The sequence below is a fragment of the Agromyces mariniharenae genome (genome assembly GCF_008122505.1).
Lineage (GTDB): Bacteria > Actinomycetota > Actinomycetes > Actinomycetales > Microbacteriaceae > Agromyces > Agromyces mariniharenae.
In genome coordinates, this window is record NZ_VSSB01000001.1 from 1,372,037 (window position 1) to 1,396,705 (window position 24,669).

Here is a 24,669-nt window from a genome sequence, read left to right on the forward strand (position 1 = left end):
TCGCGACCCATGTGTTTCCGACACGAGAACGGCCCCTCGGCGCGAGGTGCCGAGGGGCCGTCTGAAGGTGGGAGCGTGCGACGGGGGTCGCCCGTTCCCGTGGGGGGATCCCAGGGTCAGACCGTCCGGTTCCCGCCGATGAAGCGCACGAGGAACACGATGGCCGCGATGATCAGCAGCGCGATTCCGACCCACAGCAGGAAGTTCAGCGTGGGCACCACACCACCCGTGATGAGCAGGATGATGGCGGCGATGGCGATGACGGCGACGAGGATGTTCATGATCTCTCCTTCACGGTGATCCGCACCCGTGTTCGACGAGGCGGATCCGCCCGACGGGTGCGGGCGGGGCATCCGGACGCAGGTACGTCCGTGTCTCCGACGGTAGGGGTCAGCGGCGACCCCGGCCTAGGGGTTGACCCCCGTTCGAGGGGAGTGCTAGATCCGCGGGCGCGATCCCCATGATTCCGGGGTCCCGATGTCAACCCCGCGCGGCCTCGGTCGGCGCCGCGTAGCGTGGCAGGCCTGACCGAAGGGGGCTTCATGGTCATGAACGAGCAACTGATCGATCCGACGACCAAGCACACGACCGATCCGTTCCCGAAGCAGGAGCAGGCTCCGCCCGGGCTCACCGAACGGATGACGCCGCAGCCCGACCACGGCGAGCAGAGCTACCGCGGCAGCGGCCGCCTGGTCGGCCGACGCGCGCTCATCACCGGCGGCGACTCCGGCATCGGCCGCGCGGTCGCCATCGCCTTCGCACGCGAAGGCGCCCGGGTCGCCATCGCCTACCTGCCGAGCGAGCAGCACGACGCGGAGGAGACCGCGCACTGGATCACCGATGCCGGCAGCGACCCGCTGCTGCTCCCCGGTGACCTGCGCAGCGAGCAGCACTGCAAGGACCTGGTCGCGCACACGGAACAGGCGTTCGGCGGACTCGACCTCCTCGTGCTGAACGCGGCGCACCAGCGGAACCGGGGCGGCATCGACGAGATCCCGACCGCGGACTTCGAGGCCGTGGTGCGGGTCAACCTGTTCGCCCCCGTGTTCCTCGCGCGCGCCGCGGTGCCGCTCATGGACGCCGGCTCGAGCATCATCACCACCACGTCGATCCAGGGCTTCGACCCGTCGAGCGCGCTCGTGGACTACGCCATGACGAAGGCGGCGCTCGTCGCGTTCACGAAGGCGCTGGCCGAGGAGCTCGGGCCTCGCGGCATCCGCGTGAACGCCGTGGCCCCCGGGCCGATCTGGACACCGCTCATCCCCGCGACGGGATGGCCCGACAAGCTGCCCGAGTTCGGGCACAACACCCCGCTCGGACGAGCGGGCCAGCCGGCGGAGCTCGCGGGCGCCTACGTGTACCTCGCATCGGACGACGCGTCGTACGTGTCGGGCGCCGTGCTGCCGGTGACGGGCGGCCGGGCGCTCTGACCGAGTGCCTCGACCGCAGAAGGAGGAAGGAGGACCGCATGCCGGGTCGCAGGAACTCATCGCTGAAGGACCCGGAGCTCTACGAGGAGCTCCGTGACGACGGCGCGTCGAAGGAGAAGGCCGCGCGCATCTCGAATGCGGCGGCGAACCGGGGTCGCAGCGCGGTCGGCCGCAAGGGCGGCAAGGCCGGCGACTACGAGGACTGGACCGTCGAGCAGCTGCGCAAGCGCGCGAAGGAGCTCGGCCTCACCGGGTACAGCGGCAAGCGCAAGTCCGAGCTGATCTCGGCACTGCGCAACCACTGAGCCGCGGATGCCGCGCCTCAGGCGGGTCGAGCCCTACGTGTCACCCGGGTTCACCCGGCTGCGGCGCGGCCGCGGGTTCGCCTACGTGCACGCCGACGGCGGTGCGGCCGGACGCGCCGAGCGCGCTCGCATCGCCGACCTGGCCGTGCCGCCCGCGTGGGAGGACGTGTGGATCTCGGATGCCCCGAACGCGCACATCCTCGCGGTGGGCGTCGACGCGGCGGGCCGACGCCAGTACCTCTATCACCCGGTCTGGCGCGAGCAGCAGGACGCGGAGAAGTTCCTGCGGATGACGGCGCTGGCCGAGGTCCTGCCGGCGGCCCGGCGCACCGTGCGGCGCGACCTCGCGCTCGCCGAGCTGCCGCGCGACCGCGTGCTCGCCGCCGCGTTCCGCACGCTCGACCTTGGCGCCATCCGCATCGGATCGGAGGAGTCGCTCGCGGGCTTCCGCAGCCGCGGGCTCACCACGCTGCTCGTGCGCAACGCGCGGCTCGACGATGACGACGCAGGCACCGTGAGGTTCCGGTTCCGCGCGAAGGGCGGCGTCGCGCAGGACATCCGGGTGACGGATGCCGCGCTCGCGACGTTCGTGGAGCGCTCGGCCGAGCGCTCGCCCGCGTCGCGGCTCTACGCCTGGCTCGACGGCCGGCGGATGCGCGCCGCGATCGCGTCCGACGTGAACGACGACATCCGCGAGCGTACGGGCGGCGACTTCACCGCGAAGGACTTCCGGACGCTGCGCGGCACGATCGCTGCGGCTGACCGGCTCGCCGAGCTCGGCGTCGCGGGCACGGCCCGGGCGCGAGCGACGGCCGTGCGCGACGCCGTCGAGTTCGCGAGCACGGTGCTGGGGAACACCCCGACGATCGCGAAGGCGAGCTACGTCGACCCGCGCGTGGTGGACGCATACGAGCACGGGCGAACGATCAGCCTGCGTGGTGGGCGCGAGACGGCACTGCTGGCGCTGCTCGTCGACGAGGCGTGAGGGCGCGACCGAACTCGGACGGTCGCTCTCCGGGGCGGGACAGGAGCCCGGCGCCGGACGCCGCCGCCCGGCCGGTCAGGCCGCGATGACGGGCGGAAGGTCGGGCTCGGGCTCCACGTCGACGTGCTCCTCGACGAGCAGGATGCCGCCCGTGCTGTTGGCCGAGCGCATCAGGTCCTCGACCCACTCCCGGCTCAGCTCGGGGGTCTCGGGCTCGTCGAACACGAAGCGCAGGGGGATGGTCGGGTGCACCCAGAGGGTGCTGCGACCGCGCGGCTGATCGTCGGGATGCTTCCACGACAGGGTGAAGCTCTCGCCGCGGCGGAGCTTGGTCGTGATCGCGAACTTCAGGTGCGCCAGCGCGCGGTCCTCGATGCCGATGGGGGTGCCGGAATCGCCGTAGTAGAGTGTGCCCACCGACGAAGCCTACCCCGTTGAGGGGCCATCGGATTACGCTTCCCTCACGACCTCATCGGGGGATTTGTCGCTGCGGAGGCCGCGCCACCTCGGGTGCCGAGCGACGCCCGTGCGGGTCCATTCGCCGAACTCGATCTCGCCGACGAGCTCGGGACGCACCCACACCGCGTCCTTCGCGTCGATGGCCGGCACCGCCAGGAACGGCGGCGCGGGCTGCTCGAGCTCGCCGAGCCGCTGCAGGAGCCGATCGAGCTCCACTTCGCGGAAGCCGCTGCCGACCCGTCCCGCGTACTCGAGCCCGTGGTCGCCCGGGATGCCCACGAGCAGCGAGCGGATGTGCCCCGTCCGCGTGCCGCTGCCCTTGCGGTAGCCGCCGATCACGACCTCCTGCGTGCGCGTGAGCTTCAGCTTCTGCCAGTCCTCCGACCGCACGCCGGGCCGGTACGGCGAGTCGGGTCGCTTGGCCACGAGGCCTTCGAGGCCGAGTCGGCGGCTCTCCTCGAACGCCTCGGCGGGTTCGCCCGTCGCGGCGGCCGGCACCTCGACGGGCACGCCGGCGCGCGGTCGAAGCAGCCGCTCGAGCAGCTCACGCCGTCGGCGGTACGGCAGCTGGGTCACGGGCGAGCCGGCGATCTCGAGCACGTCGAAGAGCAGCAGCCGCACCGGCACGGATGCCGCGACCCGTTCGATCTCGCGCGGACGGGTCAGGTTCATCCGCTGCTGGATCCGCTCGAAGCTGGGGCGTCCGTGCTCGTCGAGCGCGACGATCTCCCCGTCGACCAGCGCGTCGCCGCGCAGCACCCTCGGCAGCCCCGCGAGCTCGGGGTAGGTGGCGGTGACGTCGTTCCCGCGACGGCTGAGCAGTCGCACGCCGCCGCCGTCGGCGCGGGCGAGCACGCGGATGCCGTCCCACTTCCACTCGAGGGCCCACTCCTCCCCCGCCAGGCGGCCGAGCGTGCCCGAGGTGGCGAGCATCGGGCGGACCAGGATGGGCTCGACGCCGTCGGTGGGGCGAGGAGCAGGCTCACCCGTTCGCGCGAGGGGGTTTCGAGACGCGTTCGGCTTCGCCGGGTGCTCCTCGATCACCGGAGTGCTCGCACGCTCGTCGACCCCCGGAGGGTCGTCCGCTTCGTCCGTGGCATCCGCTGCGACCGAGCTCGCGTGCCGCGCCTTCGACGACGGGCTCCAGTGCCCGGCGCGCTGGTCCTTCATACGGTGCAGCAGCCACTGCGACTTCTCGCCCTCGCCCTCGGTGCGGATGAGCGCGAGCCGCACCTCGCCGAGCGGCCCGCCGGGCCGCCCCGTGAGCGTGAAGATGACCTCCTCGTCGCGCCACTTCTCGGTCTCGTACGTGCCGGTGTCCCAGACGGTCATGCCCCCGGCGCCGTACTGCCCGGTCGGGATCGTGCCCTCGAACACGAGGTACTCCATCGGGTGGTCCTCGGTCTGCACGGCGAGGTTGTTGCGGTCGGTCCCCTCGGGAATACCCCTCGGGACGGCCCAGCTCTTCAGCACGCCGTCGCGCTCGAGCCGCAGGTCGTAGTGCAGTCGCCGGGCGTGGTGCTCCTGGATCACGAACCGCGGGAGGCCCTCACTCGGCGCGCCCCACGCCGAAGAGGGCATCGGCTCGGGCGTCGCCCCGACCTCGCGCATCGAGAGGTAGGTGGCGAGCGGGCCATGCGCGCCGCCGCCCGATGCCGCGAGCGGCGCGGTCGGATCGATACCCGCGGCGACGCGCTCCAGCACCTCGTGCGCCTCGAGGTGGCGCAGGTCGGGGTCCGCGAGCTCCTCCCACGTGCGCGGCGCGGCCACGGTCGGGCGGAACCGTCCGCGCAGCGAATACGGCGCGATCGTCGTCTTGTTCCGGTTGTTCTGGCTCCAGTCGATGAGCACCCGTCGCTCGCGCAGCGTCTTGCGCATGCTCGACACGATGAGCTCGGGATGGTCGGCCTCGAGGGCGCGGGCCAGCTCGTGCGCGACGGCCGAGATCTGCTCCGAGCTCTGCGCGCCGTCGAGCGGGGCGTAGAGGTGGATGCCCTTGCTGCCGCTCGTCACGGGGTAGGCCTCGAGCGACATCCCGTCGAGGATCGCCCGCACGAGCCGGGCCACCTCGGCGCACTCGGCGAGGCCCATGCCCGGGCCGGGATCCAGGTCGAACACCATGCGGTCTGGGTTGCCGCGTTCGCCGTCGGGGCGGAAGCGCCACTGCGGCACGTGCACCTCGAGCGACGCCTGCTGCGCGAGCCAGACGAGCGTCGCCCGGTTGTCGGCGATCGGGTAGGTCTTGGGCCCGTCGGAGTGCTGGATGACCCCGCGACGCACCCAGTCGGGCGCATGCTCGGCGAGGTTCTTCTCGAAGAAGACCTGGCCCGGGGCATCCGGGGTGCCGACGCCCTGCACCCAGCGCTTGCGCGTCACCGGCCGCCCGGCCGTGAGCGGCACCATGACGGGGGCGACCTCCGCGTAGTAGGAGATCACCTCGCCCTTGGTCATGCCCGTCTCGGGATACATGACCTTGTCGAGGTTCGTCAGCCGGAGCCTCCGACCGTCGACCTCCACGAGCTGGCGCGTGCCCTCGGCCACGCGTCCATCCTCGCGCACTGCGGCGAGTCACCGCGAGGGCAGGGGGTTCCGCCCGCGCGGGGCGGGGGTGTGTACTTGAGGCATGCGAGCCGTCTGGAAGGGGGCGGTCACATTCGGCCTGGTCAATGTGCCCGTCAAGTTGTACAGCGCCACCGAGGACCACGACGTGTCACTGCACCAGGTGCACGACGCGGACGGCGGGCGCATCCGCTACCAACGCATCTGCGAGATCGACGGCAAGCCCGTCGACTACAAGAACATCGACAAGGCCTACGACGACGGCGAGCGCACGGTGATCATCACCGATGAGGACCTCAAGTCGCTGCCCGCCGAGCGCAGCCGCGAGATCGAGGTCGTCGAGTTCGTGCCGACCGAGCAGATCGACCCGATCATGTTCGACAAGAGCTACTACCTCGAGCCCGACTCCGCGTCGAACAAGGCGTACGTGCTGCTGCGGCGCACGCTGGAGTCGACCGACCGCACCGCGATCGTGCGCATGGCGCTGCGGCAGAAGACCCGGCTGGCCGCGCTGCGCGTCTACGGCGACGTGCTCATGGTGCAGACGCTGCTCTGGAGCGACGAGGTGCGCGAGGCCGCCTTCCCGTCGCTCGACGAGCCGGTGAAGATCTCCTCACAGGAGCTCCAACTGTCGAAGCAGCTCGTCGAGAGCCTGGTCGCCGACTTCGAGCCGGCGCAGTTCGTCGACGAGTACCAGCAGGAGCTGCGCACGCTCATCACGGCGAAGCTCGAGCAGGGCGACGCGATCGACACGGCCGCGACCTTCGGCGAGCAGCCCGAGGAGGAGGCCGGCGGCGAGGTCATCGACCTCATGGAGGCGCTGCGCCAGTCCATCGCGTCGAAGCGGGGCGGTGCGGATGCCGCGACGTCGGGCGGCTCGTCGGGCTCGAAGAGCGGCTCGGGCGCCAAGTCGGCGTCGAAGTCCGCGTCGGGCGGCTCCAAGTCGTCGGGCGACGGCGCGAAGAAGAAGGCCCCGGCCAAGAAGGCTCCGGCGAAGAAGGCCGCGGCGTCCTGACGTCGCGGCCTGGCCCAACGACGACGGCGCGCGGCATCCGATGAGCGGATGCCGCGCGCCGTGCGCGTGGGGCGGGTGTCAGCCCGCGTCGCAGGAGTTGGTGACCTCGGTCGCCGCCTCGGAGATCGCGCCCTGCTGCTCGGCCACCGCCTCCGCGTCGACCTCGGCGTCGGGGTCGGCCGGGAGCGTCGACGCGAACTCGGACGCGGCGTCGATCTGCTCGCCGAGCACGCCCAGCGCCTCGGAGGTGCCGGTGTCGGCGCCGTACTCCTCGTCGAGCGCGGTGACCCGCTCGCTGTAGCCGTCGAGCGACTCCTGCATCTCGCTCGGGTCGCCGCCGGCGGCGAGCACGTTCTGCGCGCCGTTCGAGATGTCGCGGACCTCCGAGCCGACCGCCTGGCACGGGTCGTCGGCGGCGGCGGTCGTGGAGCCGCCTCCACCGGCGGTGCAGCCGGCCAGCAGCAGCGCGCCGGCGAAGACCAGCGCTGCGGACGTCATGATTCGTTGCATGGTTGCAATCCCCCTGATCGTGGTGTCGTCCAGCCTAGCGACGACCCTCCGACAGCCGACGGGTTGCATGCGTCGGCATGGAGGCGTGCCGCGAGCACCTGTCAAGGGCCTGCCGGCGCGGCATCCGTCGACCTACGCTCGCGGCATGAGCACGGCAGACGAGACCGGTTCCGGTCGCAATCCCGACGCCGGCCCCGGCGACCGGGGGGCACTGGACGACACCGGACAGACGCGCAAGGACGTGAGCTACAGCCCCGCAAGCGAGCAGGAGACCGCCGCGAAGCAGCGCGATCCGCTCCCCGACGGGCTCGACGACGATCTCGACGCCGGTCGGATCCGCGCAGTGCCGGGCACGGGCGGCCCCGACGACGCCGGCGACGTCGACCTCGAGCGCGAGGAGGTCGAGGACGGGCCGCTCGCTCGCTCGGGCCGCGACGGCTCCGAGGTCACGAGCGCGAGCGAGGGCGACCCGCTCGACGACACGACGCCCGTCGACAACCTCGAGTAGCGGTCAGGCGAGCACGCGTTCGTCGGCTGCCGCCTCGGCCCCGGCGACGGCCGGCTCGTCCCACGCGGGCCGCGGCACCGAGTCGAGCAGCAGCCGGGTGTACGGATGCCGCGGTGCGTCGAGCAGCTCGGACGTGCGCCCGCGCTCGACGATCTCGCCGCGCTGCATCACCACGGTCTCGTCGCACACCCGCCGAACGACCGCGAGGTCGTGGCTGATGAACAGCACGGTGAGGCCGCGCGCCCGGCGGATGCGCGCGACGAGATCGAGCACCTGCGCCTGCACCGAGACGTCGAGCGCGCTCGTCGCCTCGTCCATCACGAGCAGGTCGGGCTCGATGGCGAGCGCGCGGGCGATCGCGACCCGCTGGCGCTGGCCGCCCGACAGGGTCTTCGGCCGGGCATTCGCGTGACGGGCGTCGAGGCCGACCTGCTCGAGCAGGTCGAGCACCCGGGCACGGGCGTCGGCGGTCGACAGTCGAGCGTGCAGCTTGAGCGCGTCCTCGATTGCGCGGCCCGCGGTGACCCTCGGGTCGAGTGAGAGGTACGGGTCCTGGAACACCATCTGCACCGATCGGGCGTGCGCCAGTCGCTCGGCCCGCGTGCGCGGCGCGGCGGTGCGCTCGCGTCCGTCGACCAGGATGTCGCCGGCGTCGGCCTGCTCGAGGCCGACGATCATGCGCGCGAGCGTCGACTTGCCCGAGCCCGACTCCCCCACCACGCCGAGCGCCCCGCCGCGCGGGATCGAGATCGACGCATCCGCGACGGCGTGCACCGGCGCGCGTCCCCGCGGATGGTAGGTCTTCGCGAGCGAGGTCACGACGAGCATCGGCTCGGGGGCAGCGGATGCCGCGGGCGCGGCGTCGGCGGCGGGCGACGTGCCGGCCGCGGCATCCGTCGCTGTCGCGGCATCCGTCGGCGTCGCGGGCTCTGGGTCTCGAGACGCGGCTTCGCCGCTGCTCGACCCACGGAGGGCGATGGTCGGCGTCGCCGCGACGAGCCGCTTCGTGTACTCCGCCTGCGGATCGCGCAGCACGCTCCGGGCGTCGCCGCGCTCCTCGACCCTGCCCTTGCTCATGACCACGATGCGGTCGCAGAGCGAGGCGGCGAGGGTCAGGTCGTGCGTGATGAAGAGCATGCCCATGCCGCGGCTCGCCCGCTGCTCGGCGAGCACCGCGATGATCTCGGCCTGCGTCGTGACGTCGAGCGCGGTCGTCGGCTCGTCGCAGATGAGGAGCGACGGTGAGCTCATGAGGGCGCCGGCGATCATGACCCGCTGGAGCATGCCGCCCGACAGCTCGTGCGGATGCTGCGACAGGTGCTCCTCGGGGCGCGGCATCCGCACGGCGCCGAGCAGCTCGACCGCGCGGGCGCGCGCCTCGGCGGCCGGTCGTCGGTCGGCGATGCGCGTGGCCTCGGTGAGGTGGTCGCCGATCGTGCGCATGGGGTTGATGCCGGCGCGCGGGTCCTGGAACACCATCGCGGCGCTGCGACGGCGCAGGTCGAGCAGGTCTCGTGTGGACGCGCCGAGCACCTCGCGATCCTCGAGCCGCACGGATCCGCCCGTCGACGCCCGATCGGGGAACAGGCCGAGCACCGAGCGCGCGGTGAGCGACTTGCCCGAGCCCGATTCGCCGACGAGGCCGACGGTCTCGCCCGGGGCGACGCTCAGCGAGATGCCGTCGAGCAGGCGCGTGCCGTCGGGCAGGTCGAGCGTGAGTCGGTCGATGTCGAGGAGCGTCATGCGGGGGCACCTCCGATGCGGTCGGACAGTTCCTCGCCGATCACGTTCACTGCGACCACGACGACCACCACGGCGACGGCCGGCACGAGGGCGGGCAGGAAGTAGCCGCCGATGAGGCCCGCCTGGGCCTCGTTGATCATGGCGCCCCAGTCGGCCGTCGGCGCCTGCACGCCGAGCCCGAGGAACGAGAGGGCGGCAAGCTCGGCGAGCACGTAGCCGAAGTTGAGGGTCGACTGCGCGCCGACGATCGGGGTGACGTTCGGGAGCACGCGACGGAACGCGATCCAGCCGCCGCCGAAGCCCTGCACGCGGTACGCCGCGACATATGGACGACTGCGCTCGGCGGTCACGAGCGAGCGGGTGAGCCGGGCCACGAACGGCATGTACGCGATGCTCATGGCGATGACGGGGGCGACGAGCCCCTTGCCGAACAGCGCGACCGCCATGATCGCGATGAGCAGCGAGGGGAACGCGAACACGACGTCGAAGATCCGGCCGAGCACCGCGTCGAGCCAGCCGCCGCGCCATCCGGCGAGGAGGCCGAGCAGGATGCCGAGCACGGTCGAGGTCAGCACGACGAGGAGCGGACCGAGCAGCGCGGTGCGGGCGCCGAAGATCAGGCGGCTCAGCAGGTCGCGGCCGAGGGCGTCGGTGCCGAGCCAGTGCACGGCGCTCGGGCCGGCGTGCACGGCGCCGAGGTCGACCTGGTCGGGCGGGTAGGGCGCGATGAAGGGGGCGAGGATCGCGGCGAGCGTCATCGCGGCGACGATGCCGACGCTCACGAGGAGGGTGGCGTTCGCGCGTCGGGCGCGCGGGGCGCGCAGCACCTCGACGGCGAGGGTGGGGGTGGTCATCGGGCACCAGCTCCTGCTGCGGATCGCGGGTCGATCCAGGGTTCGAGGAGGTCGACGATCGCGTTCACGACCACGAACGCCGCGACGACCAGGAGGACGATCGCCTGCACGACCGGGAAGTCGAGCCGGTCGACCGACTGCACGAGCAGCGAGCCGACGCCGGCGAGCCCGAAGGCCGCCTCGACGATCGAGCTCGCGACGAGCAGGCCGGCGACGAGCAGGCCGCTCACGGTGAGGATCGGGCCGATCGCGTTGCGGAGCACGTGGCGGCGCACGACGGTCGCGCGCTTCAGGCCGCGGCTCGTCGCCACCTCGACGTGCTCGCGGTCGAGCTGGTCGACCATCGACGAGCGGGTGACCTTGCCGACGAGCACGACGAACACGATCGCGAGGGCGATCGACGGCAGCACGAGGTGGTACGCGGTGTCGAGGCCGCCCTCTCCCGAGCCGAACGATGGGAACCAGCCGAGCTGCACCGCGAAGACCGCGATGAGCACGATGGCCCCGACGAACGACGGGATCGCGCCGAGCGTCGTGAGCCCGATGAGCACGGCGCGGTCCAGCACGCGTCCGCGGTTGAGCGCGGCGACCACGCCGGCCGCGATCCCGACGACGGCGATCATGAGCCCGGCCATGAGCACGAGCCCGAGGGTCACCGGCAGCCGTTCGCCGATGACCGTCGCGACATCCTGCCGGTACTGCAGCGACCGCCCGAAGTCGCCCTGCAGCATGCCGGTGACCCAGTTCAGGTACTGCTGCCACGGCGGCAGGTCGAGTCCGTACTGCTCGGTGACCTGCGCCACGGCCTCGGGACTCGGCTTGCGTCCACGCAGGAGGAAGCTCACGGGGTCGCCGGGAACCAGGAACCGGGAGAAGAACACGAGCAGCGACGCGAGGAACAGCGTGAGGGCGAGGGCGCCGAGCTTGCCGGCCACCCGGCGGAGCGTGGCCGCACCGGCCCACGCCCCGCCGGATCGGGCGACGCTGCGCCCGGCCTGGTCAGCGAGCGCCAATGGTGGCCGCCCACGGGTGGTAGAGGAACGCGATCGACGGCGAGACGCCCGTGATCCGCTCGCCCATGAACACGGGCATGGGGCCGGTGAAGAGCGGCAGCCACGGCAGCTGCTCGTTCGCGATGCGCTGCGCCTCTGCGGTCTTCTCGGAGCGCGCAGCCGGGTCGTCGATGGCGATCGCCTCGTTGACGACCTGGTCGAACTCGGGGTCGCTCCAATCGCCGTAGTTGCTGAACTCGCCCGTGCGCAGCACGCTGTACATCTCGAGCGGGTCGGGGCTCGAGAGGTACCAGACCGTGTAGAAGAGGTCGATGCCCTCGCGTGCGCTCGGGTCGGAGAAGAGCGCCGTGTAGGCGTTCGGCGTCACCGTCTCGATCGTGGCCTTCAGGCCGATCGACTCGGCGGCGGCCGCCGTCGCCTGGGCGATGACGTTGAAGTCGCTGCCGATCGGCGCGGTCGCGAAGGTGATCTCCTCGCCGGTCGCGCCGGCCTCCTCGACGAGGCGCTTGGCCTCCTCGAGGTCGTACGGGTACTCGTCGAGGCCCTCGAACGCCGAATCGAGCGCGGCGTCGCTCGCGCCGACCCAGACCGACTCGGTCGTGAGCGCGTTCGTCACGTCGCCGTAGCCCTTCGCCGCGGCATCCACGATGCCCTCGCGGTCGAGGGCCATGAGCAGGGCCGTGCGCACGCGCAGGTCGCCGAGCGGGCCGTCGAGGTTCGAGACGATGAGGCTCGAGACCGCGGTGCTGAGGCCGAAAAGCATGTCACCGACCCCGGATGCCTCGAGCTGGCCGATCGCGTCGAAGGGGATCATCCAGCCGCCGTCGACCTCGCCCGACTTCAGCGCGTTGACGCGGGCGGTGGCGTCGTTCATGAAGATGAACTCGACCTCGCCCGCCTTCGCGCGCAGCGAGTCGTCCCAGTACTCGTCGTAGCGGGCCAGCGTGATGGACTCGCCCGACCTCCACTCCTCGAGCGAGAACGGGCCGGTGCAGTTCACGCCGCCGCTGGAGTTGCCGTAGTCGGCGCCCGAAGCCTCGAGGGTCGCGGCGGACTCGACCACGCCGGCCGAGCCGCCCATGGCGAGGTTGAACTGCGAGTCGGGCAGCGCCTCGGTCACCGTGACCTGGCGGTCGCCGGTCTGCTCGATCGAGACCACGTTCTGGTACACGGAGTACCACGAGGAGCCCACCGCGGGGTCGACGTGGCGGCTCATCGACGCGACCACGTCGGCCGCCGTGAGCGGCGTGCCGTCGTGGAAGGTGACGCCCTCGCGGATCGTGTAGACCCACGTCGTCGGCGTCGGGTGCTCGAACGACTCGGCGAGACCCGGCGACAGGGTGTAGTCGGGGTTCAGCCGCAGCAGCGACTCGCAGACGTTGGCGAGCACCTGGTTGTCGGAGTAGTCGAACGCGTAGGCGTAGTCGAGCGAGAACGGCTCGGCGTAGCTCACCCACGAGTACGAGTCGATGTCGCCCGACGGCGCGTCGGTCGTCGCGGTGAGCTCCCACTCGACGTCGGTGTCGGGCGAGGGCTCTGGCGTGCAGCCGGCGAGGGCGAGGGCGGCGCCGAGGCCGCCGGCGATGATCGCGGTGGTGCGGCGGAACCGGCGCCGGGCGGGGAGGCGTGGCGTGGTCATGATGCTCCTCAGGGGTCAGGTGGTGCGGGAGTAGACGAGCTCGCCCTCGATCCACGTGGACTCCACGGTGGATCGGTGGATCTCGTCGGCGGGGAGGGAGAACGGGTCGGGATCGAGCACGACGAGGTTGGCGAGGTACCCCTCGCGCACGTGGCCGGTGTCGTGGTCGCGGTGGTTCACCCAGGCGGTGCCCGAGGTGTAGGCGGCCATCGCCGTCGCGAGGTCGAGGCGCTGGTGGGCCCCGCCGAGCGGCTCGTCGTCGCTGCCGGGCGCGACCCGCGTGACCGCGATGTGGATCGCGTCCATCGGGTCGGCGCTCGAGACGGGCCAGTCGCTCCCGGCCGCGAGGCGTGCCCCGTTCCGCACGAGGTCGCCGAACGGGTACTGGCGCGCCTCGGCGCCGTCCTGCAGGAACGGCAGCGTGAGCTCGTCGATCTGGTCCTCGTGGGTGGCCCAGAGGGCCTGGATGTTCGCGACCGCGTCGAGGTCGGCGAAGCGGGCCGTCTCGGTCTCCTCCACGACCTGCAGGTGCGCGAGGTGGTGGCGACCGTCGGTGGGGCCGTTGGCGAGGCGGGCCGCCTCGACCGCGTCGAGCGCCTCGCGCACGGCCCGGTCGCCGAGCGCATGGAAGTGCACCTGGAAGCCGGCCCGGTCGAGCTGGGTCACGATCTCCCGCAGCCGCTCTGGGTCGATGAACGAGAGCCCGCTGTTGGTCGTGTCGTGTCCGTGCACGTCGCGGTACGGGGTGAGCATCGCCGCGGTCTGGTTCTCGGCGACGCCGTCGACCATGATCTTCGTGGTGCCGAGCGTGAAGCGTCCGCCGTCGAGGGCCGCGAACTCGGCCCGCCGCGCCGCCATCTCCTCGACCTGCTCCAGCCCGCCGGCGCGCTCCCACCACTGGGCGCCCACGACGTGCGCGCGCAGCGTGCCGTCGAGCAGCGCACGGCGGTAGACGGATGCCACGTCCTGCACGCCGCCGAGGCCGGAGCCGATCCACGCGTCCTGCCATCCGGTGATGCCGAGCGCGATGAGCTCGTCCTGCGCGCGGAGCAGTCCGGCGTAGGCGAGGTCGGCGCCGATCGCCGGGCGCACGTGGCCGAACAGGTCGCTCGCCCCCTCGTGGAACGTGCCGGCGGGCGTGCCGTCGGCCTCGCGCTCGATGCGCCCGTCGGCGGGATCCGGCGTCGTGGCGTCGACGCCGGCGGCGGTGATCGCCGCGGTGTTCGCCCACGTCGAGTGGTGATCGCGGCTCATGAGTACGACGGGGCGGTCGGGCACGACCGCGTCGAGTAGCGTGCGCACCGGCGCTCCGCCCGGGAAGTGGTCCATCGACCAGCCGCCGCCCTGGATCCAGGCCTCGTCGGGGTTCGCGTCGGCGTAGGCCTTCACGAGGGCGACGGCGTCCGCGGCATCCGTCGCCTCGGTGAGGTTGCACATGAGCAGCTCGACGCCCGCGCTCAACGGGTGCACGTGCGCGTCCTGGAAGCCCGGGCTGAGCAGGGCGCCGCCGAGGTCGACGACGCGAGTGCCCTCGCCGATGAGGGCGGATGCCTCGGACTCGGGCACGACGGCGGTGATCCGGTCACCCGTCACGACCACGGCATGCCCGCGCAGGGGCTCCCCGGTTCCGGTGAACACGGCTCCGCCGGTGAACAGTACGTCTGCAGGCAACAGCGCCCCTCGCTTCCTCGTCGAACGGGTGGGATCCGGCGAGCGTAGCCACGTCGCAACGCCGATGTCAACATCGTTGACAGCGCTGTTGGCCGATTCGTTACACTGGGACCCTGCCACGCCCGCACGTGTGCTGACACGGGGGTCGCGGGCGTGGCACCATGAAGGACCGACCGACGGGCAGGAGCAGCATGACGACGACGAGCCAGGGGCGCGCGAAGGCGTCGCGCGCCGGCTCGGCGAGCAGGGCCCGGCTCGATCGCGACACGATCATCGCCGCAGGCCTCGAGCTGGCCGCGGTGCCCGGCACGACCTCCATCTCGGTGCGCGACCTGGGCGCGCGGCTCGGCGCCGACCCCACCGCGATCTACCGCCACTTCCGGAGCAAGGAGCAGCTCATGGAGGCGCTCCTCGACGAGCTCATCGGCCGGTGCGTCGCGTCGGTCACGGCGGATCCCGAGGACTGGCGTGCCCGCGTCCGCCAGCTCTCCGACGTCACGCTCGACCTCTTCGCACGCTACCCGGCGATCGGCGTCGAGGCGACCGTGCTCACGACCCACGGGCCCGGCGAGCTCGACGCCGTCGAACTCATGCTCGACGCGTTCTCACGCGCCGGCCTCCACGGCGAAGACCTGGTGCGCCACTACGCCCTGCTCGCCTCGCACACGCTCTCGAGCGCGGCCGGCATCGCCCGTGCTCGCAGCGAACGCGGCAGCGTCGACGCCGAGGACAGCCCATGGATCGACGGACCGCTCCTCGCGGATCCGCGCACCCATCCCCTCATCACGTCGGTGAGCACGCTGCTGGCCGACCTGCAGGACCGCGACCTGTTCCGGCTCGGCGTCGAGGCGGTCATCCAGTCGGCCGAGCGCACGGCCGCGGCATCCGCTCGGCCGGCGAGCGGAGCCGACCCGGTCGACTAGGACGCGTCGGATGCCCCGCGCAACGACTTGATGCGCTTCATCGGGAACCGCGACGAGACCTTGAGCACCCCGGGGATCGTCATCACCCGATCGGTGAGGAACGCCTCGTAGGCCGGGAGATCGGCCACCGCCACGCGGATGAAGTAGTCGGGCGCCCCGAACATGCGGTACAGCTCGAGCACCTCGTCGTACCCCGCCATCGTGCCCTCGAACCGGTCGACGCTGCCGCGATCGAAGTTCGTGAGCTCCACGTCGAGGAGGATCTCGAACCCCTGGCCGACCGCCGCGGGATCGACCTCCGCGCGGTAGCCGACGATGACGCCGTCGGCCTCGAGCTTCTGCACCCGTCGCAGGCACGGCCCCGGCGTGAGGTTCACCCGGTCGGCGAGGGCGACATTCGAGATGCGCCCGTCCTGGCGCAGCACGTCGATGATTGCTCGGTCCGTCGCATCCATACCTCATTATTGCTCGCTCGGCGCCTCGCTCGGCACACTTCGCAATCGGATGCCCCGACTGTCGTGGAATCGTTGGGGTCGTGACCGAGCTGACCCACCGAGTGCCCGCGACCGCCCCCGAGGCGACGGCTGCGACGCCCTCGACCCGCTCCGAGGTCGCCGCCGGGATCCGGGCGTCGCTCTCGGCCGGCCTCGGGATGTTCCCGCTCGGCATCGCGTTCGGCCTGCTCGTCGTGCAGGCCGGACTCCCCTGGTGGGTGGCGCCGGCGCTCTCGCTCGCGGCCTTCGCCGGCTCGCTCGAGCTGCTCCTCGTCGGCATGATCGTGGTCGCCGCGCCGCTCGTCACGATCGCGCTCACCACGTTCCTCGTCAACTTCCGGCACGTGTTCTACGCGTTCTCGTTCCCGATCGGCGTGGTGCGCAACCCGTTCGCCCGCGCCTACTCGGTGTACGCGCTGATCGACGAGGCGTACGCGGTCACGGCCGCGTCGACAGACCGGTGGAGCGCGCCGCGGCTCCTCTCGATGCAGCTCGCGTTCCAGAGCTACTGGGTGGGCGGCGGCCTCGTCGGCGTGCTCGTGGCCTCCATGCTGCCCGCGCCGATCGAGGGACTCGAGTTCGCCCTCTGCGCGCTGTTCGTGACGCTCACGCTCGACGCCTGCCGGAAGCGCGAGCAGGTGCCCTCGCTCGTGCTCGCGGGCCTCTCCTTCACGGCAGCCGTGCTCCTCACGCCCGAGTCGGCGCTGTTCGTCGCCTTGCTCTTCTTCCTGGGGGCGCTGCTCGTGCGGTACACGGTGCAGCGGATGCGCGTGCGCGCCGGCGCTCGCCTCGGCTCGGGCTCCCGTTCCGCCGCCCGCTCCCGTGCCGGCATCCGGAGGACCCGTGCCTGAGACCTGGTACCTCGTGGCCGTGCTCGCGACGGTCTTCGCCATCACGCTCGCCCTGCGCGCCCTGCCGTTCGCCGCGCTCAAACCGCTGCGCGAGTCCGAACTCGTGCGCACGCTCTCGGTCTGGATGCCGGCCGGGATCCTCGCGATCCTCGCCGCCTCGACGTTGCGTGGCACGATCCTCGCCGGGAACGGCGACGGGCACGGCGTCCTGCTCGAGGGCGCGATCGCCGTCGCCGTGACCGTCGTCGTGCACCTGGCGTTCGGGCGCCGCACGCTCCTCAGCGTCGGGCTCGGCACGGCGACGTTCGTCGCGCTGGTCAACCTGTCCTGAGCGGATGCCGCGGCATGAGGTCCTGAGCGGATGCCGCGGCATGACGGAGAGCCCCCGGCGATGCGCCGAGGGCCCTCCGGGCCTGTTCGCGACTAGGCGGCCGCGAGGGCCTCCTGCCATTCGATGAGATCGGCGATCTTCGCGACGAGCACGTCGTCCTGGATGCCGTGCGCCTTCGCCCACGCCTGCTGGAGCACGAGGAGCGCACCCGAGTGGTCGCCCGCGTCGGCGGCGGCCTCGGCGGTGTCGAGGTACGCGGTGACGTCGCCGGCCAGCTGCTCGTTCTTCTTCGAGTCGCCCGCGAGGTCGGTCACGATGCCGTCGACCTCGTTGAACGTCACGCAGTCACCTCCGCCGGTGACCTTGCCTGCGGTCCACTCGATGCCGCCGAGCACGTGCTCGAGGAAGAGCGGGTCGCTCCACGAGGCATCCGTGTGCCCTGCGCCCTCGTACCAGGAGCGGCCGCCCTCGAAGTTCTGGCACCAGGCGAGCGGGTGGTCGGCGCCCATCGCGCCGCTGCCCGGGTTGTACGTCGACTCGTCGAGCGTGATGAGCACGTGCACCGACTCGCGCGGGTTCGCCGTGAAGTTGTACCACTCGTCGAAGCGCTGCCACGCGGCGGGCAGCATGGTGGTCGACGGATGCCCCGGGCTCTCGACGCGCATCGTCGCCGTCTGCTGGGCGGGGTGGTTGCGGAAGCGCGCGCTGCCGCCGGTCAGCTCGCTGTACCAGGGCACGGTGTGCATCGAGTCGGTCGCCGCGTGGAGTCCGACGTAGCCGCCGCCCCCGCGGATGTAGCCCTGGAACGCCGCGAGCTCGGTGTCGTTGAGCAGGCGGGGCCGGTTCGGGTCGAGGTTGTTCGTCGCGTCGACGGGCGAGGCGAAGATGATGGTCGCGTACTTCGACAGGTCGGCGGCCGTCGTGAACGGCGAGCTCGGGAGCGTGAGGGCCGGCTGGCCGGGCGAGCTGCCCTGCGGCGGATCCCAGACGTCGACGCCGAACCCGTGCTCCTCGCCGAGCGCGATGATCGCGTTGGTGGTGTCGTCGATGTGCGAGTGGCGGAAGCCGAGGGTCTCCCCCACGACGAGCACCTGGTACTCCTCGTCAGCGGCGTTCGCGGGCGCCGCGGCGATGCCGAGGCCGAGCGTGACCCCGACGGCGCAGAGCCCGGTGATCGCCCGTTGGACGTGTTGCTTCATCAGTCGTTTCTCCCCTTCGAGTGGACCGTGCGGAAGCCGCCTGCACCGGCGTGCGCGGTGAATATGTTGCCTCAGACGACATATTTACAGGCACACCCTATTGCCGCGCGGTGACGGATGTCAACCGCTTTCCCGTCGGCTTTCGCCGAGCATCCTCGAAAGGCAGGAATGATTCCCCGGCCCGGCGACGCCCTGCTCGGCTCGGCCATGCTCGCCGACGCGGGACTACACTGCGGGCATGGCCGACGCGCCCGCCTACCGGATCTGGCCGCCCATCGCGCTCGGCGTGCCGCTGCTCATCGGGTGGGGCATCACGGCGATCGCAGGCGATCCCATCCCGCTTCCGGCCACGCTCTCCCGTTCGATCGCGGTCGTGCTCATCGTGGCCTTCGCGATCTGGAACGGGTGGGCGATCTGGCTCATGGCCCGGCATCGGACGGCGCTCCTGCCGGGCGACTCGACGACCACGATCCTCGACCAGGGCCCGTTCGCGGTGAGCCGCAACCCGCTCTACGTGGGCCTCATCGCGCTCGACGTCGCCCTGGCACTGCTGTGGCCGTCGTTCTGGGCGCTCGTGCTGACGCCGGTCGGGGTCGCGGCGCTGTGGTGGGGCGCCATCGCGCCCGAGGAGCGCTACCTCAGCGCGAAGTTCGGCGCCGAGTACGACGACTACCGATCGCGGGTGCGTCGCTGGCTCTAGCGACCGCCGTTCACTCCGTCACCGCGATGCGCTGGGTCCCGATGACCGCGAGCAGGCGCAGGCGGTCGTAGCTGTCGGTGCCGGGCTGGGCGGTGAGGACGAGCAGCGTCTGTCCCTGATCGGGATCCACGAGCACCTGGCACGCGAGGTCGAGGACACCCACCTCGGGATGCTGCAGGCGCTTCTCGAGCATGTGCGTGTTGCGCACCTCGTGGGCCTCCCAGAGCGCCGCGAACTCAGGGCTGCCGGCGAGCAGGGCGTCGACCATCCGAGCCGCCCTCGATCCGGGGCCGTGCTTGGCGTAGACCGCGCGGATGTCCGCGGTGAACGCGCGGGAGTGCATCGGGTGGTCTTCGACGGGGTAGACGTCGCGGGCCGGCGGGTACATGAACCACCGGTATCCGACGCTGCGCAGCTCGCCCTCGAACCGGGTCTCGTCGCCGAACAGCGCCCGGGCCACGGGAGTCTGCGCCAGCGTCTCGCCGAGCTCGGTCATGACCTGGGCCGGCGTGTCGGCGAGCCGGTCGAGGATGCGGAGCATCCCCGGCGAGACGTGGTCGGTGCGCTGCACGCGTGCGGGCGCGGTGTGGCCGGCGAGTCGGAACAGGTGGTCGCGTTCGTCGAGGGTCAGGCGGAGGCCGCGTGCGATCGCCGCGACCATCTGCTCGGACGGCTGCGGCCCCCGCTGCTGCTCGAGTCGGCTGTAGTAGTCGACCGACATGTCGCAGAGCGCGGCGACCTCCTCGCGGCGCAGGCCCGCGGTGCGTCGGCGAGGCCCACGGCTCAGCCCGACGTCCTCCGGCTGCAACGCCTCACGTCGGCGGCGGAGGAAGTCGGCCAGTTGTGCCCGGTCCATACGGCAAGTCTTCGTGCTCCTCGGAGGTGGAGCAAGGGATCGGCGATCCCCCTCCCGTCAGACGACCAGGTCCACGCCGACGAGACGCTCCGACAGCTCCCAGATGCGGCGGGCATCCGCCGGGCTCTCGAGCCGCGAGTAGAGCCGCTGCTCTGCCGGGACGCCGCGCAGGTGCTGGAACCCGCTCGGTCCGTACAGGCGGCCGCCCGCGGCATCCGTGCTCGTCGCCGCGTGGACCGCCGTCAGCGCAGCCGTCTCGGGGGTGCCGAAGAGGATGCCACGACGGGAGAGCGCCCGGATGAATCGCACCGCGGTGGTGTCCTCCTGGCGCCCCATCCGCGGCTGCGCGGCGAGGAGGTTCGTCGGCGTCACGCCGGGGTGCGACAGGTTGCTCCGGATGCCCCAGCCCTCGTCCGAGCTGCGACGGTCGAGCTCCATGGCGAACAGGCCGAGCGCGATCTTCGACGAGCTGTACGCCCGCATCGGCTCGTACCCGGTCGCCCAGTCCAGGTCGCCCCAGTTGACCGCGTGCTGGTCGGCGGCGACGCTCACCTGACTCGTCACGTGCGCACTCCCGGCCTGCAGGAGCGGCAGCAGGCGAGCGGTCAGGGCGACATGCCCGAGGTGGTTGGTCGCGAACTGGAGCTCGAAGCCGTCCTCGGTCAGCTGCCGCGACGGCGGGTTCATGACGCCGGCGTTGTTGATGAGGATCCCGACGGGACGGCCATCGTCGAGCAGCCCGTCGGCGAACGACGCGACCGAGGCGAGCGACGCGAGGTCCATCGGGCGGACGTCGAGACGTGCGCCCGGAACCTGCGCCCGGATGCGCTCGGCCGCGTCCCGCCCCTTGGCCGCATTCCGCGACGGCATGACGACGTCGGCACCGGCACGGGCGAGCCGCGCCGCGATCTGCAGCCCGATGCCATCGGTGGCGCCCGTGACGATCGCCAGCCGTCCGCGCTGGTCGGGAACCGGAATGTCGATGTTCTTCGGCATGGGGAGCCTCCTCGGGCCTGTCGAGTCGAGACGCGTGAACCGCGTGCTTCCCATGCTCGGAGGTATCGCTCCCGTGGTTCAGGGCGCGCTCACCCGAGGACCGCCGATCCCTCCCTGCGGACGCCCCGCAGTTCGAGGCGCATCCTCAGCCGGGGGGACGGCTCACACGATGCCCGCGACGAGGTTGATGATGCTGGCGAGGATCACTGACCCGAACAGGTAGGCCAGCAGGGTCTGTGCGATCACGATCCGTCGTATCTCGTTGGTCCGCACGTTCGTGTCCGCGACCTGGTAGGTCATGCCGAGCCCGACGGCGAAGTAGACGAAGTCCGTGTACTGCGGATCCTCGTCCTGGTTGAAGTCGATCCCGCCGACCGGATCGGCGTAGTACCGGGCGGCGATCCGCAGCATGTAGTCCACCTGCACCAACGCCCACGACGAGACGACGCTCACGACAGCGATCCCGGCGAGCAGGAACGCCTCGGCCTCCGACCTGTTCTGCGTCTGCAGCAGCACGACGGCGACCGCGCCGAGCCCGACGAGCGACCCCACGAGGGCGATGAGTCGCGCGAGGCGCCGCCCCGGGTCCTCCCTCCTGGCGTGCTCGCGGGTCCGCGACGCATCCATCGGCCAGACCATGACGACCACCCACACCACGCTGGTCAAGGCGAGCACCGACCATCCGACGAGGAACCCGGCCACGTACCCCAGGAAGGGAGCGGTCGCCGCAGCGGCGACGGCGCCGGCGATGATCGCGACGATCGCGCGGACGAGGGTCGGTGGCGGCGATGAGCGACTCACGGCCCAATGCTTCCACGATCCCGGATGCCGCGTCACTGCCGACGCGGCTCGAGTCACCGAGCTCGTGCGAGGATCACCGGTTCGTCGTCGGGCGTGATGGTGCGGCAGCGGGCCACGGGGTCGTCCACGACGAGGGACATGTAGGTGCCGAGGTCCGAGATCGCGCGTTCCCAACCGTCCGCTCGATGCCAGACCTCGACGACGTGTCCGGATGCGTGGCCGAACGACAGCACGCGCTCGACGTCCTGACCGGCGTCGTACGCCGACACCGAGACGTCGACGAGCTCATCCCATGGGATCAGGATCTCCGGCATCCCCCGGCCCATGATCCGGGCACCGCCCGGCTCCGACACGATCGCTCCGTAGGGCGTGCTCCCGGTCGATTCCATCCCTCCATGATGTTCGCCACGTGTGTCATGGCCGAAATCCCGGACGCTCTCAGACCGGTCGACGGCGCACCCGATAGCGCAGGTGGAGCACCCGGTTGCCCTGGACGACCACGTCCGGGTCTTCCAGCAAATGCTGAGAGTCGACGGAGCCGAAGTAGCGCTTGCCGGACCCGAGCACGACGGGTGCGACGTCCATGCGCACCTCGTCGACCAGACCTGCGGCAAGTGCCTGGCCACCGACGTCGCCGGCGGCGACCTCGACGATGCCGTCACCCGCAAGCTCCTTCGCCGTGGTCACAGCCGCCTCGATCCCGTCGACGAAGTGGAACGGCGCGTCGAGATCCCAGCCCTCGGGGGCCGGCCGGTGCGTCACGACGACGACGTGGTCGACGCCGCTCGGAGGCGTCCCGTCCCAGCCGTCCGTGATGTCGAAGACGTGGCGGCCGGCGATCGTCACGACGATCTGGTCCCAGTACGGCCGGATGTGGTCGTAGGACGCTTGCGACACGTTCAGTACGCCGCTGTCGTCCAACGGCACGTCACCGCTGACCAACCATTCGAACAGTGGACCGGGATCGTCGTTCTCAGCCGCGATGAAGCCATCCACCGAGACCGACGCATTCATGACCACTTTCCCCATGGGCTTCTCCTCTGTCCGGATTCCCAAGTCTGGTGTGTCGTGAGTGGTCGCTCTTGTAAGAATTCAATCGGCTGGCAGCGGCCAGCCTTCCAGCGCGTGGTCGGGATGTTCGCGCAGGAAGCGTTGCCGGACTTCGACATACCGGGTCGGCGTGAGCCCGGTGAACTCCCGGAACTCATGGACGAAGTGGGCCTGGTCGAAGTAGCCCGCGCGGGCTGCGACGTCGCCCCAGTCGATCGGTGCGGCCACGTCGATCGCCAACACGGTGAAGGTGAATCGGTAGCTGCGCGCCAGACGCTTCGGCGTGACGCCGATGACCTCCTTGAACCGCTTCGCCACGTACGTGCTGCTGGCGCGGGCTGCCAGGCCGAGGTCGCTGACCGGCACAGTTCCGCCGGTCTCCGCGATGGCACTGCTCATGTGGCGGACGATGTCCAGGCCATTGATCGCGCGCCGCCGCCGCCCCAGTTCCTCCTCGAGCAACATCAGCATTCCGAGCGGCGTGTCCGCAGAGTTCAGTCGGTGTCGCAGCTCAGCGACAGCGGGCCGGCCCCAGATCTGCTCCACCGTCGCCGGCCGGTCGCACAACTCGGCCGCGGGCATCGGAAGGAACGGTGCCAGTCCCCACGGCTTGAAGTGGACGCCCACGGACCGGGTCGGGGTCGGGTAGCCGAACTCCCACGCACGGGTGGGCGTGGCGACCGCGCAGCCGTCGGGGTGCTCCACGGCTTCTGCGTCGGTGCCTGCGCGGATGCGGAACGGCGCCGCGAGGTTGACAATGAGCAAGGGCGCGGGCGCCGCCGGCAGGAGCAACCGTGAGTAGGGTGGGACGCCCTCCAGGTAGTAGAGGTCGTCGATCAGCCCGTCCAGCGGCGGACCGGGCACCCTGGACACATACTCCACGCTGACATCATCGCGCTGTGCGTGCAGATTCGAGGGATCCCGATGACCAGTTCCAGGATCGAGATCACCTCGCTCTGGACCGTCCCAAGCGGGCCGGTGTCACCATCCGAAAGCCCGTTCCGCTCCTTCTGCCGTTGCAGAACCAGCGTCTGTACCAGAGCAAATTGGACGCTCAGCCACCCATCGAATCGCGGGTGTCGAGGATGCGAAGGACGTCTGCCGGTGAGCGGTCGTATCCAGTCGCATTGCGGCCGCTCCAGTTGATTCCGACGAGAAGGCCATCGCGCTCGAGGCCGGGAAGCCAGCGTTCCCGCCAATCCACGAGAGGGATTTCGACGATTTCCATCTCCGCGTAGGCCGGGACAGCGTCGACGATTCGCTGGGCACGTGATTGTTTCGACCAGAACGGTTGCGCTCGTTGGCCCGTTGGAGTCATCGGTGCCGGGAAGCCGTCTGCGTCACGAACGGTCCACACCGTTCGTGACGTGAGTACCTCTCGGTAGAAGGCGTCGGCTTGGGCTGCGCTCACGGACACATGACATCGTCGCTGATACCGACCGCAGCCCAACAGCACGCCACGCCAGAAGAGTCCCCCGTAATGGCGCGATAGCCGATCCGATACCCGCCGACCGTGACGAGGCCCTTGGCTGGTTTGCCGCCCACCTCAGCGATACGCATTCATGACGGGCAAGATGCGTCCACTGAGGGACCGCCCTCATGATCGCAGCGATCTCCTCCACCGTCACCAGTTCGTTCATGAACTCGACCGACTGGGACTCCGATCCAGCCACTGCTGGAAGTCGACGATCGTCTGCTCCGCCTCCCACGCACGTTCTCCGACGAGGAAGTGCGTCGACGAACAGCTGGCAGGCGCAGAAATGCGGCGAATAGATCA

Annotated in this window: 27 protein-coding genes; 9 read left to right on the plus strand and 18 right to left on the minus strand. The window is 71.1% G+C overall.

The window, feature by feature from the left end:
- Positions 1–116 precede the first annotated feature (116 nt).
- Positions 117–281, minus strand: a complete 165-nt coding sequence (locus FYC51_RS19165) for a hypothetical protein (protein ID WP_187432516.1) — start codon at positions 279–281, stop codon at positions 117–119.
- Positions 282–548: 267 nt separating this feature from the next.
- On the opposite strand from FYC51_RS19165, the gene FYC51_RS06270 reads away from it, so the two are divergent.
- The 3 genes from FYC51_RS06270 to FYC51_RS06280 are packed head-to-tail and all read left to right on the plus strand — an operon-like array spanning position 549 to position 2,720.
- Positions 549–1,430, plus strand: a complete 882-nt coding sequence (locus FYC51_RS06270; protein WP_187432517.1) for an SDR family oxidoreductase — start codon at positions 549–551, stop codon at positions 1,428–1,430.
- Positions 1,431–1,468: 38 nt separating this feature from the next.
- A complete protein-coding gene (locus tag FYC51_RS06275) occupies positions 1,469–1,735 on the plus strand; it encodes a DUF7218 family protein (RefSeq protein ID WP_148732759.1) in 267 nt (88 codons plus the stop codon).
- Positions 1,736–1,742: 7 nt separating this feature from the next.
- A complete protein-coding gene (locus FYC51_RS06280; protein WP_148732760.1) occupies positions 1,743–2,720 on the plus strand; it encodes a DNA topoisomerase IB in 978 nt (325 codons plus the stop codon).
- Positions 2,721–2,795: 75 nt separating this feature from the next.
- Here the strand turns inward: FYC51_RS06280 and FYC51_RS06285 are convergent, their stop codons facing one another.
- A complete protein-coding gene (locus tag FYC51_RS06285) occupies positions 2,796–3,137 on the minus strand; it encodes a DUF7882 family protein (RefSeq protein ID WP_148732761.1) in 342 nt (113 codons plus the stop codon).
- Between the two features lie 33 nt (positions 3,138–3,170).
- Positions 3,171–5,720, minus strand: coding sequence for an ATP-dependent DNA ligase (locus FYC51_RS06290; RefSeq protein ID WP_274379478.1), 2,550 nt, complete (start codon positions 5,718–5,720; stop codon positions 3,171–3,173).
- An 82-nt stretch (positions 5,721–5,802) separates the two neighbouring features.
- On the opposite strand from FYC51_RS06290, the gene ku reads away from it, so the two are divergent.
- Positions 5,803–6,753, plus strand: a complete 951-nt coding sequence (gene ku / locus FYC51_RS06295; protein WP_148732762.1) for a non-homologous end joining protein Ku — start codon at positions 5,803–5,805, stop codon at positions 6,751–6,753.
- Positions 6,754–6,831: 78 nt separating this feature from the next.
- Here ku and FYC51_RS06300 read toward each other — a convergent pair whose 3' ends face one another.
- Positions 6,832–7,263: a hypothetical protein gene (locus tag FYC51_RS06300; protein WP_148732763.1), complete on the minus strand. Its 432-nt coding sequence runs from the start codon at positions 7,261–7,263 to the stop codon at positions 6,832–6,834.
- Between the two features lie 145 nt (positions 7,264–7,408).
- Here FYC51_RS06300 and FYC51_RS06305 point away from each other — a divergent pair, with 145 nt between their 5' ends.
- A complete protein-coding gene (locus tag FYC51_RS06305) occupies positions 7,409–7,771 on the plus strand; it encodes a hypothetical protein (protein WP_148732764.1) in 363 nt (120 codons plus the stop codon).
- Positions 7,772–7,774: 3 nt separating this feature from the next.
- Here FYC51_RS06305 and FYC51_RS06310 read toward each other — a convergent pair whose 3' ends face one another.
- The 5 genes from FYC51_RS06310 to FYC51_RS06330 form a co-directional block, all read right to left on the minus strand.
- Positions 7,775–9,514, minus strand: coding sequence for a dipeptide ABC transporter ATP-binding protein (locus tag FYC51_RS06310; protein WP_148732765.1), 1,740 nt, complete (start codon positions 9,512–9,514; stop codon positions 7,775–7,777).
- On the minus strand, positions 9,511–10,368 hold the full coding sequence (locus tag FYC51_RS06315) for an ABC transporter permease (protein WP_148732766.1): 858 nt from the start codon (positions 10,366–10,368) through the stop codon (positions 9,511–9,513). Before FYC51_RS06315 ends, FYC51_RS06310 begins: the two co-directional genes overlap by 4 nt.
- Positions 10,365–11,303: an ABC transporter permease gene (locus FYC51_RS06320; RefSeq protein WP_238476350.1), complete on the minus strand. Its 939-nt coding sequence runs from the start codon at positions 11,301–11,303 to the stop codon at positions 10,365–10,367. The genes FYC51_RS06315 and FYC51_RS06320 overlap by 4 nt, the downstream gene beginning before the upstream one ends.
- Positions 11,304–11,367: 64 nt before the next feature.
- A complete protein-coding gene (locus tag FYC51_RS06325; protein ID WP_148732768.1) occupies positions 11,368–13,020 on the minus strand; it encodes an ABC transporter substrate-binding protein in 1,653 nt (550 codons plus the stop codon).
- 15 nt (positions 13,021–13,035) lie between these two features.
- Positions 13,036–14,691 carry an amidohydrolase gene (locus FYC51_RS06330; RefSeq protein ID WP_148732769.1) on the minus strand — a complete coding sequence of 552 codons (1,656 nt, stop codon included), beginning with the start codon at positions 14,689–14,691 and terminating at the stop codon, positions 13,036–13,038.
- 191 nt (positions 14,692–14,882) lie between these two features.
- Between FYC51_RS06330 and FYC51_RS06335 the strand changes: the two genes are divergently transcribed.
- On the plus strand, positions 14,883–15,614 hold the full coding sequence (locus FYC51_RS06335) for a TetR/AcrR family transcriptional regulator (RefSeq protein ID WP_238476239.1): 732 nt from the start codon (positions 14,883–14,885) through the stop codon (positions 15,612–15,614).
- Here FYC51_RS06335 and FYC51_RS06340 read toward each other — a convergent pair.
- The gene (locus FYC51_RS06340; protein WP_148732771.1) at positions 15,611–16,069 is read right to left on the minus strand and encodes an Lrp/AsnC family transcriptional regulator; all 459 of its coding nucleotides are present in this window, start codon (positions 16,067–16,069) and stop codon (positions 15,611–15,613) included. The two genes, FYC51_RS06335 and FYC51_RS06340, sit on opposite strands and share 4 nt — an antisense overlap.
- A gap of 80 nt (positions 16,070–16,149) precedes the next feature.
- Between FYC51_RS06340 and FYC51_RS06345 the strand changes: the two genes are divergently transcribed.
- On the plus strand, positions 16,150–16,959 hold the full coding sequence (locus FYC51_RS06345; RefSeq protein WP_274379479.1) for an AzlC family ABC transporter permease: 810 nt from the start codon (positions 16,150–16,152) through the stop codon (positions 16,957–16,959).
- Positions 16,952–17,290, plus strand: coding sequence for a branched-chain amino acid transporter permease (locus FYC51_RS06350; protein ID WP_148732772.1), 339 nt, complete (start codon positions 16,952–16,954; stop codon positions 17,288–17,290). Before FYC51_RS06345 ends, FYC51_RS06350 begins: the two co-directional genes overlap by 8 nt.
- A gap of 92 nt (positions 17,291–17,382) precedes the next feature.
- Here FYC51_RS06350 and FYC51_RS06355 read toward each other — a convergent pair whose 3' ends face one another.
- Entirely contained in the window at positions 17,383–18,489 is a 1,107-nt protein-coding gene (locus tag FYC51_RS06355; RefSeq protein WP_148732773.1) for a ThuA domain-containing protein, read from the minus strand.
- A 238-nt stretch (positions 18,490–18,727) separates the two neighbouring features.
- On the opposite strand from FYC51_RS06355, the gene FYC51_RS06360 reads away from it, so the two are divergent.
- Entirely contained in the window at positions 18,728–19,189 is a 462-nt protein-coding gene (locus tag FYC51_RS06360; protein ID WP_148732774.1) for a methyltransferase family protein, read from the plus strand.
- Positions 19,190–19,199: 10 nt separating this feature from the next.
- On the opposite strand, the gene FYC51_RS06365 is transcribed toward FYC51_RS06360, so the two are convergent.
- From FYC51_RS06365 to FYC51_RS06395, 7 genes are all read right to left on the minus strand, one after another.
- Positions 19,200–20,045, minus strand: a complete 846-nt coding sequence (locus FYC51_RS06365; RefSeq protein WP_148732775.1) for a helix-turn-helix transcriptional regulator — start codon at positions 20,043–20,045, stop codon at positions 19,200–19,202.
- A gap of 57 nt (positions 20,046–20,102) precedes the next feature.
- Positions 20,103–21,041: an SDR family oxidoreductase gene (locus FYC51_RS06370; RefSeq protein WP_148732776.1), complete on the minus strand. Its 939-nt coding sequence runs from the start codon at positions 21,039–21,041 to the stop codon at positions 20,103–20,105.
- 162 nt (positions 21,042–21,203) lie between these two features.
- Positions 21,204–21,842: a DUF1345 domain-containing protein gene (locus tag FYC51_RS06375; RefSeq protein ID WP_148732777.1), complete on the minus strand. Its 639-nt coding sequence runs from the start codon at positions 21,840–21,842 to the stop codon at positions 21,204–21,206.
- A gap of 53 nt (positions 21,843–21,895) precedes the next feature.
- The gene (locus FYC51_RS06380; protein WP_148732778.1) at positions 21,896–22,231 is read right to left on the minus strand and encodes a hypothetical protein; all 336 of its coding nucleotides are present in this window, start codon (positions 22,229–22,231) and stop codon (positions 21,896–21,898) included.
- Positions 22,232–22,280: 49 nt separating this feature from the next.
- Positions 22,281–22,871, minus strand: coding sequence for a dihydrofolate reductase family protein (locus FYC51_RS06385; RefSeq protein ID WP_148732779.1), 591 nt, complete (start codon positions 22,869–22,871; stop codon positions 22,281–22,283).
- A gap of 63 nt (positions 22,872–22,934) precedes the next feature.
- Positions 22,935–23,774: a helix-turn-helix domain-containing protein gene (locus tag FYC51_RS06390; protein ID WP_222863208.1), complete on the minus strand. Its 840-nt coding sequence runs from the start codon at positions 23,772–23,774 to the stop codon at positions 22,935–22,937.
- A gap of 172 nt (positions 23,775–23,946) precedes the next feature.
- A complete protein-coding gene (locus FYC51_RS06395; protein WP_238476240.1) occupies positions 23,947–24,303 on the minus strand; it encodes a DUF2750 domain-containing protein in 357 nt (118 codons plus the stop codon).
- Positions 24,304–24,669 lie beyond the last annotated feature (366 nt).

Excerpts from the sequence above, each read along its gene's own strand:
- FYC51_RS19165 (WP_187432516.1), bottom strand. The coding sequence starts at position 281 with ATGAACATCCTCGTCGCCGTCATCGCCATCGCCGCCATCATCCTGCTC.
- FYC51_RS06270 (WP_187432517.1), top strand. The coding sequence starts at position 549 with ATGAACGAGCAACTGATCGATCCGACGACCAAGCACACGACCGATCCG.
- FYC51_RS06275 (WP_148732759.1), top strand. The coding sequence starts at position 1,469 with ATGCCGGGTCGCAGGAACTCATCGCTGAAGGACCCGGAGCTCTACGAG.
- FYC51_RS06280 (WP_148732760.1), top strand. The coding sequence starts at position 1,743 with ATGCCGCGCCTCAGGCGGGTCGAGCCCTACGTGTCACCCGGGTTCACC.
- ku (WP_148732762.1), top strand. The coding sequence starts at position 5,803 with ATGCGAGCCGTCTGGAAGGGGGCGGTCACATTCGGCCTGGTCAATGTG.
- FYC51_RS06300 (WP_148732763.1), bottom strand. The coding sequence starts at position 7,263 with ATGCAACGAATCATGACGTCCGCAGCGCTGGTCTTCGCCGGCGCGCTG.
- FYC51_RS06305 (WP_148732764.1), top strand. The coding sequence starts at position 7,409 with ATGAGCACGGCAGACGAGACCGGTTCCGGTCGCAATCCCGACGCCGGC.
- FYC51_RS06310 (WP_148732765.1), bottom strand. The coding sequence starts at position 9,514 with ATGACGCTCCTCGACATCGACCGACTCACGCTCGACCTGCCCGACGGC.
- FYC51_RS06315 (WP_148732766.1), bottom strand. The coding sequence starts at position 10,368 with ATGACCACCCCCACCCTCGCCGTCGAGGTGCTGCGCGCCCCGCGCGCC.
- FYC51_RS06325 (WP_148732768.1), bottom strand. The coding sequence starts at position 13,020 with ATGACCACGCCACGCCTCCCCGCCCGGCGCCGGTTCCGCCGCACCACC.
- FYC51_RS06335 (WP_238476239.1), top strand. The coding sequence starts at position 14,883 with ATGACGACGACGAGCCAGGGGCGCGCGAAGGCGTCGCGCGCCGGCTCG.
- FYC51_RS06340 (WP_148732771.1), bottom strand. The coding sequence starts at position 16,069 with ATGGATGCGACGGACCGAGCAATCATCGACGTGCTGCGCCAGGACGGG.
- FYC51_RS06355 (WP_148732773.1), bottom strand. The coding sequence starts at position 18,489 with ATGAAGCAACACGTCCAACGGGCGATCACCGGGCTCTGCGCCGTCGGG.
- FYC51_RS06360 (WP_148732774.1), top strand. The coding sequence starts at position 18,728 with ATGGCCGACGCGCCCGCCTACCGGATCTGGCCGCCCATCGCGCTCGGC.
- FYC51_RS06365 (WP_148732775.1), bottom strand. The coding sequence starts at position 20,045 with ATGGACCGGGCACAACTGGCCGACTTCCTCCGCCGCCGACGTGAGGCG.
- FYC51_RS06370 (WP_148732776.1), bottom strand. The coding sequence starts at position 21,041 with ATGCCGAAGAACATCGACATTCCGGTTCCCGACCAGCGCGGACGGCTG.
- FYC51_RS06380 (WP_148732778.1), bottom strand. The coding sequence starts at position 22,231 with ATGGAATCGACCGGGAGCACGCCCTACGGAGCGATCGTGTCGGAGCCG.
- FYC51_RS06385 (WP_148732779.1), bottom strand. The coding sequence starts at position 22,871 with ATGGGGAAAGTGGTCATGAATGCGTCGGTCTCGGTGGATGGCTTCATC.